Origin of the sequence: Prochlorococcus marinus str. SB (assembly GCF_000760115.1) — a bacterium.
GTDB lineage: Bacteria > Cyanobacteriota > Cyanobacteriia > PCC-6307 > Cyanobiaceae > Prochlorococcus_A > Prochlorococcus_A marinus_D.
Window position 1 is genome coordinate 961,251 of sequence record NZ_JNAS01000002.1, and the last position, 12,733, is coordinate 973,983.

At 31.2% G+C, this 12,733-nt stretch carries 16 protein-coding genes and 1 tRNA gene; 7 read left to right on the plus strand and 10 right to left on the minus strand.

From position 1 onward, the window contains the following. Positions 1 to 1,431, minus strand: a complete 1,431-nt coding sequence (murD, locus tag EV02_RS01350; RefSeq protein ID WP_032520202.1) for a UDP-N-acetylmuramoyl-L-alanine--D-glutamate ligase — start codon at positions 1,429 to 1,431, stop codon at positions 1 to 3. A gap of 100 nt (positions 1,432 to 1,531) precedes the next feature. Between murD and EV02_RS01345 the strand changes: the two genes are divergently transcribed. Further along, on the plus strand, positions 1,532 to 1,798 hold the full coding sequence (locus tag EV02_RS01345) for a hypothetical protein (RefSeq protein ID WP_025900824.1): 267 nt from the start codon (positions 1,532 to 1,534) through the stop codon (positions 1,796 to 1,798). Here EV02_RS01345 and EV02_RS01340 read toward each other — a convergent pair. Both EV02_RS01340 and EV02_RS01335 read right to left on the minus strand, forming a co-directional pair. Next, positions 1,793 to 2,722: an oxidoreductase gene (locus EV02_RS01340; RefSeq protein ID WP_025923470.1), complete on the minus strand. Its 930-nt coding sequence runs from the start codon at positions 2,720 to 2,722 to the stop codon at positions 1,793 to 1,795. The two genes, EV02_RS01345 and EV02_RS01340, sit on opposite strands and share 6 nt — an antisense overlap. Positions 2,723 to 2,829: 107 nt before the next feature. Then, positions 2,830 to 3,579: an NAD-dependent DNA ligase gene (locus EV02_RS01335; RefSeq protein ID WP_032520203.1), complete on the minus strand. Its 750-nt coding sequence runs from the start codon at positions 3,577 to 3,579 to the stop codon at positions 2,830 to 2,832. Positions 3,580 to 3,854: 275 nt separating this feature from the next. Here EV02_RS01335 and EV02_RS01330 point away from each other — a divergent pair, with 275 nt between their 5' ends. Beyond that, a complete protein-coding gene (locus EV02_RS01330; protein WP_032520204.1) occupies positions 3,855 to 5,003 on the plus strand; it encodes an FAD-binding domain-containing protein in 1,149 nt (382 codons plus the stop codon). Between the two features lie 144 nt (positions 5,004 to 5,147). Next, entirely contained in the window at positions 5,148 to 5,699 is a 552-nt protein-coding gene (locus EV02_RS01325; protein ID WP_032520205.1) for a DoxX family protein, read from the plus strand. Here the strand turns inward: EV02_RS01325 and EV02_RS09635 are convergent. The 6 genes from EV02_RS09635 to EV02_RS01300 all read right to left on the minus strand — a co-directional run bounded on the left by EV02_RS09635 (position 5,691) and on the right by EV02_RS01300 (position 8,648). Next, positions 5,691 to 5,864: a hypothetical protein gene (locus EV02_RS09635; protein WP_193742646.1), complete on the minus strand. Its 174-nt coding sequence runs from the start codon at positions 5,862 to 5,864 to the stop codon at positions 5,691 to 5,693. The genes EV02_RS01325 and EV02_RS09635 overlap by 9 nt on opposite strands. A 74-nt stretch (positions 5,865 to 5,938) precedes the next feature. Next, entirely contained in the window at positions 5,939 to 6,490 is a 552-nt protein-coding gene (locus tag EV02_RS01320; RefSeq protein WP_032520206.1) for a pyridoxamine 5'-phosphate oxidase family protein, read from the minus strand. Next, a complete protein-coding gene (locus EV02_RS01315) occupies positions 6,483 to 7,100 on the minus strand; it encodes a DUF1295 domain-containing protein (RefSeq protein ID WP_011863469.1) in 618 nt (205 codons plus the stop codon). The genes EV02_RS01320 and EV02_RS01315 overlap by 8 nt, the downstream gene beginning before the upstream one ends. Before the next feature lie 67 nt (positions 7,101 to 7,167). Continuing rightward, a tRNA-Val gene (locus EV02_RS01310) sits at positions 7,168 to 7,239 on the minus strand. 50 nt (positions 7,240 to 7,289) lie between these two features. After that, the gene (locus EV02_RS01305) at positions 7,290 to 8,081 is read right to left on the minus strand and encodes a photosystem II S4 domain protein (protein WP_011863468.1); all 792 of its coding nucleotides are present in this window, start codon (positions 8,079 to 8,081) and stop codon (positions 7,290 to 7,292) included. Then, a complete protein-coding gene (locus EV02_RS01300) occupies positions 8,082 to 8,648 on the minus strand; it encodes a hypothetical protein (RefSeq protein ID WP_032520207.1) in 567 nt (188 codons plus the stop codon). A gap of 99 nt (positions 8,649 to 8,747) precedes the next feature. Here EV02_RS01300 and serA point away from each other — a divergent pair, with 99 nt between their 5' ends. The 4 genes from serA (at position 8,748) to EV02_RS01280 (ending at position 12,146) form a co-directional block, all read left to right on the plus strand. Further along, a complete protein-coding gene (serA, locus tag EV02_RS01295; RefSeq protein ID WP_032520208.1) occupies positions 8,748 to 10,334 on the plus strand; it encodes a phosphoglycerate dehydrogenase in 1,587 nt (528 codons plus the stop codon). Between the two features lie 18 nt (positions 10,335 to 10,352). Beyond that, the gene (gene prmA / locus EV02_RS01290; RefSeq protein ID WP_032520209.1) at positions 10,353 to 11,264 is read left to right on the plus strand and encodes a 50S ribosomal protein L11 methyltransferase; all 912 of its coding nucleotides are present in this window, start codon (positions 10,353 to 10,355) and stop codon (positions 11,262 to 11,264) included. A 134-nt stretch (positions 11,265 to 11,398) separates the two neighbouring features. Beyond that, a complete protein-coding gene (locus tag EV02_RS01285; RefSeq protein WP_032520210.1) occupies positions 11,399 to 11,698 on the plus strand; it encodes a ferredoxin in 300 nt (99 codons plus the stop codon). A 79-nt stretch (positions 11,699 to 11,777) separates the two neighbouring features. Next, on the plus strand, positions 11,778 to 12,146 hold the full coding sequence (locus EV02_RS01280; protein ID WP_011863464.1) for a hypothetical protein: 369 nt from the start codon (positions 11,778 to 11,780) through the stop codon (positions 12,144 to 12,146). Between the two features lie 9 nt (positions 12,147 to 12,155). Here EV02_RS01280 and EV02_RS01275 read toward each other — a convergent pair whose 3' ends face one another. Then, the gene (locus EV02_RS01275; protein WP_011863463.1) at positions 12,156 to 12,716 is read right to left on the minus strand and encodes a pentapeptide repeat-containing protein; all 561 of its coding nucleotides are present in this window, start codon (positions 12,714 to 12,716) and stop codon (positions 12,156 to 12,158) included. Positions 12,717 to 12,733: the final 17 nt, after the last annotated feature.

Below are 12,733 nucleotides of genomic sequence, written 5' to 3' on the forward strand. Positions count from 1 at the left end.
TTACGAAATGATACTTGAACAAAAAATGGATTTATTTACCTTTAATTTTTCACTTATTAGTTTCTTAAAATAATCTCCACGCTCTTCATAATTTTTAAATTGATCAAAACTAGAGCATGAAGGTGAGAATAATAATGTTTCAACCCTATTATTTTGTAAATAATGAAAAACAAAATTTAAAAGCTCTTTCAGTTCTGAAAATTCAAAAATATTTTTTTTAAATCCTTCATTAATAAGCGCCATTTTTAGGACTTTTGAGCTTTCTCCAAAAAGGAAAACACATTTAACTTTTTTCTTTAAAACTTTTATCCACTCACTATATTCATTGCCTTTTAATCTACCCCCAGCAATAATTATTATTTGACCTTCAATTGAACTTATTCCTGCAATAGATGAATCAAAATTTGTAGCTTTACTATCATTAATTATTTCCAGATCATTATTTTTATAAATTGTTTCCATCCTATGGGGTAATTGTTTGTAATTAGATAAAGAATCTTTAATCTTCTTTCCAGATAATCCAACTTTTCTTGCTGCTGCAATTACCAATAAAAGATTTTGAAGATTATGCTTTCCTTTTAACGCAAAATGTTCAAGTTTGAATAGTCTCTTGCCTCTCTCAATTATGTATGCTTGATCATCTATCCAATAATCGCATTGAATAAAACTAGATTTATCGAAACTAGTTGTTATCCAAACACCTCTTGATAGCGCACTGTAGTGATTTCTTAAGTTTTTATCGTCATAATTATAAATTCTAAAATCAGATTTTTCTAGCAAGCTTTTTTTTATGTTGAAATAGTTTTCAAGTGTTTTATGTCTTTCAAGATGATCTTCTGTGAAGGTTGTCCATATTCCAATATTAGGTTTTACTTCTGGAGATATTTCTATTTGATAACTGCTTAATTCAGCTACAACCCAATCAATTTTTTCATGTTTTTTGGAGTGAGCATACTTACATAAAGGTGTACCAATATTTCCAGCAAAAGGCGCATATAATCCAGTATCACAGAGTATATGGCTTAGTAGATGAGTAACAGTAGTCTTGCCATTAGTGCCAGTAATACCTATCCAATTTGTGTCTTTTAAAATTTCCCATGCAACATTAATTTCTCCAATTACTTTAATTCCCTTTTTTTTTAATTCAATAATAGTTATATGGTCATAAGGTATTGATGGACTAACAACAACAGATTCGATCTCTTTCAAAAAAGGTTGAATTTCTTCAAATACAAATTCTTTATTTAGAGAAACTATGATATTAAGCTCTTCTAATGCTGTTTTTCTTTCTAAGAATTCTATCCCATCTTTACTTTCCCAAACAATTACTCTCTTATTTATGCTTCTCAAATACTTGGCAGCCCAAAATCCAGATTTACCTAATCCAATTACAAGATTAATATTTCTTTTACTTGAATGATTATCTATCATTAAATTTATAATTGCATTTATATTAATTGTGTTTAAAGGGTAATTCAATCATGAGATCTTTCTTCAGTATTTATAGTATTCGCCAAAGAAAAGTTAATTAATGGAAGATAATACTGCAAAATATTGGTTCTCTTGGTTTTATGAAAAGTGGGAGAAAAATGCTCCAGGTGAATTAATTGAACAAGGTTTAACTCCGTCTCAGATTGCTGAGCGCTTTGTTAATGAAAACCATGATAGTTTTATTCAATTGTCAAAAAAAATTGATGAAAAAAATTATGATGCTTTAACTGAATTTATGAAACTCTCAGAGAGTGAATTACATATCTTGAAGTATTTTCTAAAGTTAGTAAAAATGAAAAATTTATAAAAAGTTATTAAGTATTTCGAGGCTTTTTTCCCATAAATTTTTTCTTTCTTTTTTATTCATAGCGAAAGGAGAAGTAGGGGATAGTTTTGGATGACCTCTGAAATTAAATCTAGGACCATAATGATCACCGCCTCTTGCGTCTGGTGAAGTAGCTGCAAAAAGCTGAGGTAAAGCACCCATCTCAGCAGTTTGAAAAATAGGACTAAATAATTCCAATGAGAATGTTTCTAATGGTCCAGGGTTAGGTTTTTGAGCAGTAAAGAGATTTGTTTTTGCAATTCCTGGGTGAGCAGCTAAAGAAAGTATATTTTTGTGCTTTAAGTTCTCATTTAGTTCCAAAGCAAACATTACATTTGCCAATTTGCTATTGGAGTAAGATTCCCATTTGTTGTAATAGTTCTCGGCTTTCAGATTTTTCCAACCGACTTTGCCAAAAAATTGTGCTCCTGAAGTCACCGTCACTATTCTAGATTCTTCTTTTTTTTCAATAATTGGAAGTAGCTTTAGAGTCAAAAGCATATGAGCTAGATGATTAACTGCAAATTGTATTTCATATCCTTGGGCACTAAGAGTTTTAGGCGGATGCATAATGCCTGCATTATTGATTAGTAAATCCAAATTTTCAAAATTATCAAAAATTTTGGACTGAACTTCAACAATATTTTTTAAATCTGACAAATCTAATTCTAAAGGGGTAAATAATCCTTCAGGATTAAGACCTTTAAGTTTTTTGATAGTTTGATTAGCTTTTTCAAGTGATCTACAAGCTATAACAACATGAGCATTTTTTTCTGCTAAAGCCTTTGCAGTGTAGTATCCAAGACCACTATTTGCACCAGTAATTAGCGCTGTTTTGCCTGTAAGGTTTGGAATATTAGATGTTTCCCAGTTAGAGATTTTAGGTCTTGAAATAGTGGCAGTCATTAGTAATCCTGCAAATCGCTTTGGAATTTAACCAAAATTTAATTACTTTTCTACTGTAAATACTGGAAGTCACTATCGTGAGCTCTTATTGAAGGTACTATTTAATATTATTTTTCAATTGCATATTGCCATTCGTTATTTTGAGATAAACTTTTCTCCCTAAGTAACTGTAATTTCCTACTATTTATTTTTACAACTATCCCATTAGTTGGATATTTCGCAAATATTTTTTTCTCTAACCAATTTTTTTTATATATATGGATTTCGCTTGTATGATTTGTGAAGTAACTTTCAGGGGTGCTGAAGCCACATTTTTTAAGATAGTTAAGGGTTTCGTATTGATTAAGTCTTCCATTAAGTATTTGGAAACAGCAAAAGCGGAGACTTTCTCCAATCCCTTTCTTATCATTGAGGTATTTTCTTGTAATTCTTTGGGAAATGCCGGCAACTTGGTTTGTAGCATATAGTTCACCTCTAATTTGAAAATCTCGTTTGATAGGAATATAATCGGGGACGTTTTTAATTTGTTTAATTTTGCTTGAGACATCAAATCCTTTTTTTGTAATAGCTTTATTAAACTTGCCATCTAGATATCTAATTGCAATAGCACAGCCATCAATTTTTGGTTGAATGCTTAATCTTGTTTTCGTTAACAAACTTTCCAAAAATTCTTTATAGTTTTCTTTGGCTAATTTTGGCAAAAGTTTATTATTTTTTTGATTAAAATAGTTAGGCTCTTGATCAACAGGAATAAAGAGCTTTTCAAGTTGCTTAAATGCATCATCCGAAATTATGCCTTCACCTATCCTGTATTGTTCATCAAGATACTTAACATCTCTCACTAATAAATTATTCATAATAATTTTGACAAATATTTAAAAATCTTTTAGAAAAAATCATTTAAATAAAGATTTGAAATTAAAATTAGATCTAAAAAGTAATTGACCACTAAATATCCTCCTACGCAGAGAGCAATTTAAGAGTATAAAATGTACTTATAAGACGTTTAAATTAAATACTTTAATCAAACATATTTACTCAAAAGTGAAATAGAAAATTTTAAGGATTAATTTAAAGCCAAATTTTTAGAATTCCCATCAATACAAAAAAAATTTTTTAAAGTTATGAGAAAATGTCATTTTTATTAAAAGCTCAAAATACCTGGGAAAATTTTGCGAAATACAAAATCAATGATTATGCAAAATTAAGGAATTTTGATTTTGGGCCAAATAACGAAAGTTCAGTTTCAAAATTATCGCCTTTCATTACTCATAGAATATTGTCGGAATATGAGCTGATTCATGATATTAAAAGTAAGTACAAAATCAAAAATTCAACTAAATTTGTTGAAGAAATATTTTGGAGAGTTTACTGGAAAGGGTGGATGGAAAATAGACCTAAAGTTTGGAGAAATTTTATTTCAGAAAACAATCTCGATTTTGATTATGAGTTATATGAAAGTGCAATTAATGGCAATACAGAATTAGATTATTTTAATTCTTGGGTACATGAATTAAAGCAGTACAACTATTTGCATAATCATACAAGAATGTGGTTTGCGAGTACTTGGATATTTAATTTAGGCCTCCCATGGCAATTAGGAGCAAAGTTTTTCTTTAAATATCTTTTTGATGGAGATGCTTCATCTAATCTCCTTAGCTGGAGATGGGTCGGAGGATTGCAAACGAAGGGAAAACAATATCTTTTTTCATCATCAAACCTCAGAAAGTTTTCAAATAATAGATTTAAAGTAGAAAAAATAAGTAATCAACAAATTTTTCTTGAAGAATCTAATCAAATACCATTTGAAGATGAGATTTATAAAAATGATATGGATCCTAAATCAGATAATCTGATTATGTTTGAAAATGATCTACACCTTGCAACCCTTAAAAATTTACTTCCAAGCTATAAAAAAGTATTTATTATCCTTTTAAAAAATGAACAAAGACAAATTAAATTGTCTGAATCTGTATTGAAATTTAAACAAGATTTGGTCTCTGAATTTTTAGAGCAATTTGATAATGTTGAACAGATTGATCCTTATTCACTGGAAAATACTTTTAAAAATACTAACGAAATAGACATTATTTATCCTGGAGTGGGAGAAAACTATGATTTCATAACTGAGTTTAAAAATTTACACCATAAAAAAATTTTTAATCTTGTGAGGGATGAAGATTTATTTGCTTGGAAATTTGCTAAAAGAGGGTTTTTTAAATTTAAAGAAAATATTCCAAAAATAAATCAGAGAATATTAGAAAATTTTTCAAAAAAATAATTTTTAACTTAGTTGAATTCCTAATCAGAAAAAATAACCTCTTTGGTAAGTAAGTATAAATACTTATTTAGGTGCGACTTTTGCTCTTTAATCCACGATGGATACTGTGACTAGTTATTTTTACTTAAGGATAATTTTTTTATAGTGCTTTCAACAATTCTTACCAAGTCGTTCAGCAAAGATACTGCTTTATTAATTCTTAGAGTTATAACTGGAACTGTTCTTATACATCACGGTTATGAGAAATTAGCAAACATAGAAAATTTCGCTGATGCTTTTGTAAGACCATTACATCTCCCATTCCCAATATTTTTATCATACATAGCGGCATTCTCAGAAATAGGAGGTAGTTGGTTATTAATTATCGGCTTAGCAACAAGATTCGGAGCTTTGGCAATTGTTGGAACAATTTCTGTTGCGATATATCATGCACTTGTTACTTCAGGTTTTAATATTTTCTTACTAGAGCTTTTACTTTTATATTTCGCTTCAGCAACTTCAATTGCATTAACAGGTCCCGGTAATTTTTCCTTAGATGAAGTCATTATCAGAATTTTGAAATCTGAAGATGAGGAAGAAATTATACCCTCAACAAAAGCAAAACCTTCCAAGCAAATTGAAGTTAAAGAAGAAACAAACAAAGGTGGTTTATTTCAATTTCTGCAAGCGAACATACTCTCAGATACTTCAAGCTAATTTTTTAGGATAAAGACTATTTATTAGTTCTAACCTTTTTCTATAACTGTTTCTCTTCTCAATTTTTATCTTAATCGTTGCTTCACAAAGACTTATAAAAAGCCCTATAGCAGTTACCCAAGATAGAAAAATGAAAGGGTTTTCAGGAATTTCTGAGAAATTCATATAAATATTACTTCTTTTTTTAAACTGACTGATCACTATATGTATTTCAACCTAAATATACAATTTAGAAATATTTAAGGATTAATTTCAACTTTCTCCCATTTTTTAACCTTTTCCCAAAGATATCGTTTATGAACAGGCTGTTCTAATTTAAGAAGATCTACTGAATATATTTCAAAATTAAGAACCACAAAATTTTCTGACTTCGGTAGATTGGATAATCTTTCATGAGTAGATTGGACTTTTGGGTTTATTTTCTCTCCAGGAGACCCCCAAAACCAAGAAGATTTTGATTTTTCTGATAATGAATCCCAATAATTTTTGTTATCACTTAATTCACGTATTTTTCCTTTAAATCTATATTGTGATTTGGTTTTCAAAAAGAACCATAATATTTCTGCATTAGGGTTGGATTTTAAATGCCCAATTTTTTCACTTCTTCTATCTGTGAAAATTATCATTGAACTATCTTTATGCCATCCTCTGAAAACAACTGTTCTTACTCTTGGCTCATTTTTTTCGCTGACTGTTGCAAGCTGTATCCATTTATTAGAGGGTGATTTGCCCTCTTTGTTTCTAGAAGATTTTAAATCTTGCCTCCAACTGGGTAAGTTGTTATCAGGCATTTAATTTAGGCAATATTAGACCACTTTTCTTTTTGTATTCTTCGAATGAATCATATTTTGAGAGCGATTTATCTTTTTTTATCATTCTTGGTAGAAAAACTATAGAGAAAAATATTGCAAGAATTACTAATGGAACGAAACTCATTGAGAGGATGGCGAATGATAGATAAATTAGTATTTCTCCTAAATAATTTGTATTTCTTATATTTTCGAAAAATCCTTCTTTAATTAGATCTTTTTTTAATTTAAGAGAAAAATATTTTTGGGCATCACTAGCAAAGTGTAGAAACACACCAATTATATTTATAGATACAGAAGCAGCTATTACAATATTTGGAACAGATTTCTCAGATGAGATAAGAATATAGGGAGCTACCCAGTAACTACCAAGGAAAATAAAACCAGTAACTGAAGTTAAAAAATTGATTTTTTCTTTAAAATAAGGATCTGGGAATATCTTTTCTTTTAAAAGCCAAAGTAGTCCATAAGTACCATGCAGAGCTAAATAAACGTAGGGAGCGATCGTAAAATTATCAAAAAAAATCATAAGACCTATCACTACAAATGCAGTGAGACCCTTATGGAGATTAATTATTTGATTAAGTTTCATCTTTTTGAATAATCTAAAAAATGAAATTATTTTCTGTGGATCTAACCTAAGTCGTCAAAAGTTTTAATGGGCGATACTGGATTCGAACCAGTGGCCACTACCGTGTCGAGGTAGTGCTCTACCACTGAGCTAATCGCCCAAATTGAAGAAATTTTTTATTCCCCTTATAAGAAAATAGCAGGTTGCGTTTCATTTTCTAAGTAATTTAACTTTCCATCGTTCTCTTTTGGTTATTTCTAAATTTAAAATTTCAATAAATCCTTTATTTTCAAGTTCTAGTTTGTCGCCAATTTTTAGATTAATTGTTGGTTTATTAACTTTGCTTCCATTTAATCTGAGCATTCCATTTTCTATCCTTTCAATGATTTTGGTTCGTGATACCCTAAAGCCCGCTGAAGCTATAGCATCTAATCTTGTTGAGGCTTCTACTGTATTGACAAGTTTTTTTGATCTTCCAGAAGGTATTTGTAATTCATCTATACCTACTACATTAATTTTTACTTTTACGTCTCTTAAATAAAAAATCTTTTCATCTAGATGCTCAATATCTAAATTATCAATTATCCCTTGTGCTCCCCTATCGCCAATAGTCCATATATCCCCAACTTTTAATTGATTAACCCCATTTTTAATTAAGAGGGATCTAAAATCGTCTTGAGTAGCATTATCAAATAAAAAATTCCCATTAATTTTTATTCCTTGAGCTGGAAAATTACTTTTTAGCGCATCCTCCTCAGGAATATTATCCCCTCTAAAGCAAGCTATCCTAGATCTTTGAGAAGAGGAGAATCCTCCATAAATAAAAAATTTGAAATCATTTAAATTTTCAAAATCTTTTAAAATCTCTTCGCAAACATAGGTTGAATTAAACCCAGTCCAATAAGTTTCCCAGTGTTTGTAAGCTAAGTTAGCAATATTTATTAATTCCTCAGTTTCTTTTTTGTAGTTTGAATTTATTAAGATTTCTTTTAAGTCAATCATTTAGCCTTCTAAAAAAATTATATCTTTTGCTTCTGATTGTTTTATCAAAGCCCAAGGTAATTCAGTTCCAATTTGATTTTCAAGTAGAACAAGCCATTTACCCTCTTTATTAAAATTAATGATTGATCTTAACTCTTTATTTCTATTAATGTTGATACTTGCAGAAGAGACAATGCTTCCTAAATATCCTGAACCCATTCCTAATACTCCTCCAATGAGAGATTCCCCGATGTTATTTAAACCAAGAAAGCTGAAGGTAGATAAATTTGTCATATTAGAAAAAGCTATTCCTGCTATAAACCCAAACGGCATTAGCCATCTGCTCATATCTTTTTGCCTGATCTTCCTATCAAGTTTAGGATTTAAGATTCTTATATCTTCAAAATTTTGAGATTTGAATAAGATATTTGCTTTCGCATTTAGCAATTCTGTTTCGTCTGATGATATTTTCTCACTTATTGGTGGGATCAAAATAGCTTCAGAGAGCATTACTGATTTTTCGTTGAAAACATCAAATAGCTGGATACATTTATTAATGTCTTCAAATATCACAATACTTTTAGTCAAATTTCAATCCTCAAATGTTTGTGTGTTATTCAAATTAATAAAATAAGATACATACACTATAGATTAAGTTAAAGTAAAAGATTAAAGAACCAATCTTAAATGACAAAAGTTCTCATTACAGATCCAATTGATAAAAAAGGAATCGATATTCTTTCACAAGTTGCTCAGGTTGATCAGAAGATAGGGATCTCAGACTCTGAGTTAGCTTCCATTATTGAAGATTATGATGCCTTAATGATTCGCTCTGGTACTCAAGTGACCGAAGAAATTATTAACTCTTCAAGTAAACTGAGAATCATTGGGAGAGCAGGAGTTGGAGTCGATAATGTAGATGTTAAAGCTGCTACGCAAAAAGGAGTCCTTGTTGTTAATTCTCCAGGGGGTAACACAATAGCAGCGGCTGAACATACTATAGCTATGATGTTGGCCTTATCTAGGCATATTCCAATTGCTAATAGTAGTACTTTGTTAGGTAAATGGGAGAGAAAGAAATTCGTTGGGAATGAGCTTTATAAGAAAAAATTAGGTGTAGTAGGTTTAGGGAAAATTGGTGCTCATGTAGCAAAAGTTGCTAATGCATTAGGGATGGAAGTTTGCGGATATGATCCATTTGTTTCAACTGAAAGAGCTCAACAAATCCAAGTTAAACTATCTGATCTAGAAGATTTATTCCAACAATCCGATTATGTAACTTTGCATTTACCTCGCACACCAGAGACAGAGAATTTAGTCAATATGGATGTGCTTAAAAATATGAAAAGTAGCGCAAAATTAATTAATTGTGCTCGAGGAGGCTTGATTGATGAAGAGGCATTAGCACAAGCTTTAAATCAATCATTGATTGCAGGTGCTGCAATAGATGTCTTTTCTAAAGAACCTTTGGAATCTAATTCACCACTTTTGAAGGTTGAAAAGAATCTTATTCTTACCCCCCACTTAGGAGCATCTACTCGGGAAGCACAAGAAAATGTAGCTGTTGATGTTGCGGAACAAATAAGGGATGTCTTGCTTGGTTTATCTGCTAGAACTGCAGTAAATATTCCAGGTTTGAGCCCTGATATTATGGATAGTCTGAAACCTCATTTGCAGTTAGCTGAAACCATGGGTCTGCTTATAAGCCAGCTTTCAGGTGGACAGATACAGAAACTAGAAGTAAAGCTTCAAGGTGAATTTGTTCAACATCCTTCTCAGCCATTAATAATAGCTAGTCTAAAAGGCCTTCTAAGTAAAGCTTTGGGAGATAGGATTAATTATGTGAATGCTTCGCTAGAAGCAGATTCAAGAGGTATTTCAGTAGTCGAGAATAAAGATGAGGCAAGACCTGAATTTGCTAGTGGTTCGCTTCAGTTAACCACTTATGGAGATAACGGCGACCATAGCGTAGCGGGAAGCATTTTTGCTGATGGGGAATTAAGAATTATTAGTATTGATCAATACCCAGTTAATGTATCACCAAGCAGATATATGTTGGTTACTAGGCACAGGGATATGCCTGGTATTATTGGCAAGCTGGGGTCTTTATTAGGTAGCAATAATGTAAATATTGCCTCAATGCAAGTTGGGCGCAAAATTGTAAGAGGGGAAGCTGTTATGGTTCTAAGTATTGATGATCCAATACCTAATAAGTTGCTTGATACCATTATTGAAGTGGATGGGATTACCAACGCTAATCCAGTTACTCTATGAAGTGGCTTTAACTAGTTAATGGAAACTAAAGATTGGTATAAACTAACTTTTCTGATAGAAAGTGATTCTGAAGAAATTATTATTTGGAAATTAAATGAGCTGGGAATATTTAGTTTTTCATTTGAATATTTAATTAAAAATGAAAATAAAAAAGAAGTTAATATATGGCTTCCAATTGATGATTGGGATGAGAGTTCTAGAAGTAGTTTTGAAAAAATAATTATCAAACTTTTAAACATTAATCCCCCTAAGAATAAATTTTTTGAATGGAGTATTATCAAAGAGGAGGATTGGTTAACAAGTTGGAAGAAATATTGGGCTCCTGAATTAGTAGGAAATCATTTTTTAATATTGCCTTGTTGGATAAATCTAAATAAAAAATTTAAAGATAAACAAATCATAAAAATTGATCCCGGAGCAGCTTTTGGTACAGGAAGTCACCCTTCAACTTATCTTTGCTTGGAAAAAATGGAGAATATTTTATTTTCTGATAAAAAGGTATTAGATATTGGGAGCGGTAGCGGGATTTTGAGTGTCGCCGCAAGATTACTTGGTGCTAAAGAGGTTTGTGCCGTGGATAATGATTATTTAGCTATAAATTCAACAAAATCTAATTTCCAACTAAATTTCGGTAATTTAAACAAATTAAATACATATTTGGGATCTTTTAATGAGGTAATTTTAAAAAATCAACTCGAACAATTTGATTTTGTTTTATGCAATATTCTTGCTGAAGTAATAAAAGGAATGATTCCAAATATCTATAAGTGCTTGAGAAACAATGGGGAAGTCATTTTCAGTGGAATTCTGAATTCACAAAAGGATGAAATTATAAAAATATTAATTCAGCATGACTTGAAATTATTGGATGTATCAACTAGAAAAGATTGGGCATGCATTTCTGCGCAAAAAGCCAGCAATTCAACCTAAGTATAAGTTTTTCTTATAGATACTCTTTCATACATTTTATTGTGTCATTTTTTACTTCAAAATCTCACATATCGACCTAATCGATGTTAAAAATGTATTTGATAGGTATTAATTACCAACAATTTTTTATTTAAATGGCTTCTTACAAAGTTACTCTCATCAACGAAGGTGAAGGTCTCAATTCAACTATTGAAGTACCTGATGACCAATACATCCTCGATGCGGCTGAAGAACAAGGTATCGACCTTCCTTATTCCTGCAGAGCTGGTGCATGTTCAACATGTGCTGGAAAAGTTACTTCAGGTAGTGTTGATCAGTCTGATCAAAGTTTCTTGGATGACGACCAACTAGAAGCTGGTTTTGTTCTTACTTGTGTTGCTTATCCAACATCTGACGTAACAATTACAACTCATGCTGAGGAAGAATTGTACTAATTATAAAAATTTAACTTTTCTAAGTTGATTATTGATAATTTCTCTGCCACCCTTTATGAAGGTGGCTTTTTTTTTGTGAATGGATAAATTTGAATTTTTCAAGACTGGCAGTGTTCAATCAAGTTATGGTGGTCAGTACAGTTATAAGGTAATTGGCCCATGTTGCAGACTTTATGATAGGGAAGAGTTACCATGGCCCTGCTCTAGGCTTGCTTGGAGAAGTAAGGAGCCTAGTTGGAGGAGAATAGGGTCTAGGTTCGTTGCTGATATGGCTTCAAGAAAATGTCCATCTTACTCAGTTCAGATTTTGGAGCCTGGATCAAAACCTGTTGAGACAGTAATAACTCTTTTTTCAAAGAAATTTTCTTCTGATATACAAGAATGGTGGTATAGCAAAAAACCAGGCTCAAAAGAACCTGGTAATATCTTCCCTTCTGAAATTGGTTAGCTTTAAATATTATGCTTTTGGCTTTGGTGGCATGTAACCTTTTAAGCCAGTGCATTCAAGACTATCAATTGTATTAACTCCAGTTTGTGAGTTAGTTCCACTAGCTCTTTCACATAATGATTTTCTCTGAGAAAGATCAAGATTTGCATCTGTAAAGTCTGCCCCATCAATAATTGCCCCATCAAAAACACTTTTCATTAGCTCGCCATTGGTAAGATTTGCATCTGTAAAATCGGCATTATCAAAGCGTGTTGCATATGCAATAAGGTCCGTCATATTGGCTCCTTTAAAACTAGAGTTTTTTGCAGTCGTCACACTCATATATGCACCTTGAAGATTAGCTTCTCCTAAATCTTGATTAGATAAATCATATTTAACATATTCAGTATTATGAAGGTCAGCACCGTGAAGATCATCTTTTAGAACGTCAACTGATGAAGGATCACTAGGATAGAGTGCATTTGCAGATATTGGATTAATAAGTAACCCAATAATTAATGGAAGAAAAATAAATAGTCTTTTACAAGACTTATGTAGTGATGAAAAAATAGAGACCATTTCGATCGACATCAAATAGATAAACCTAA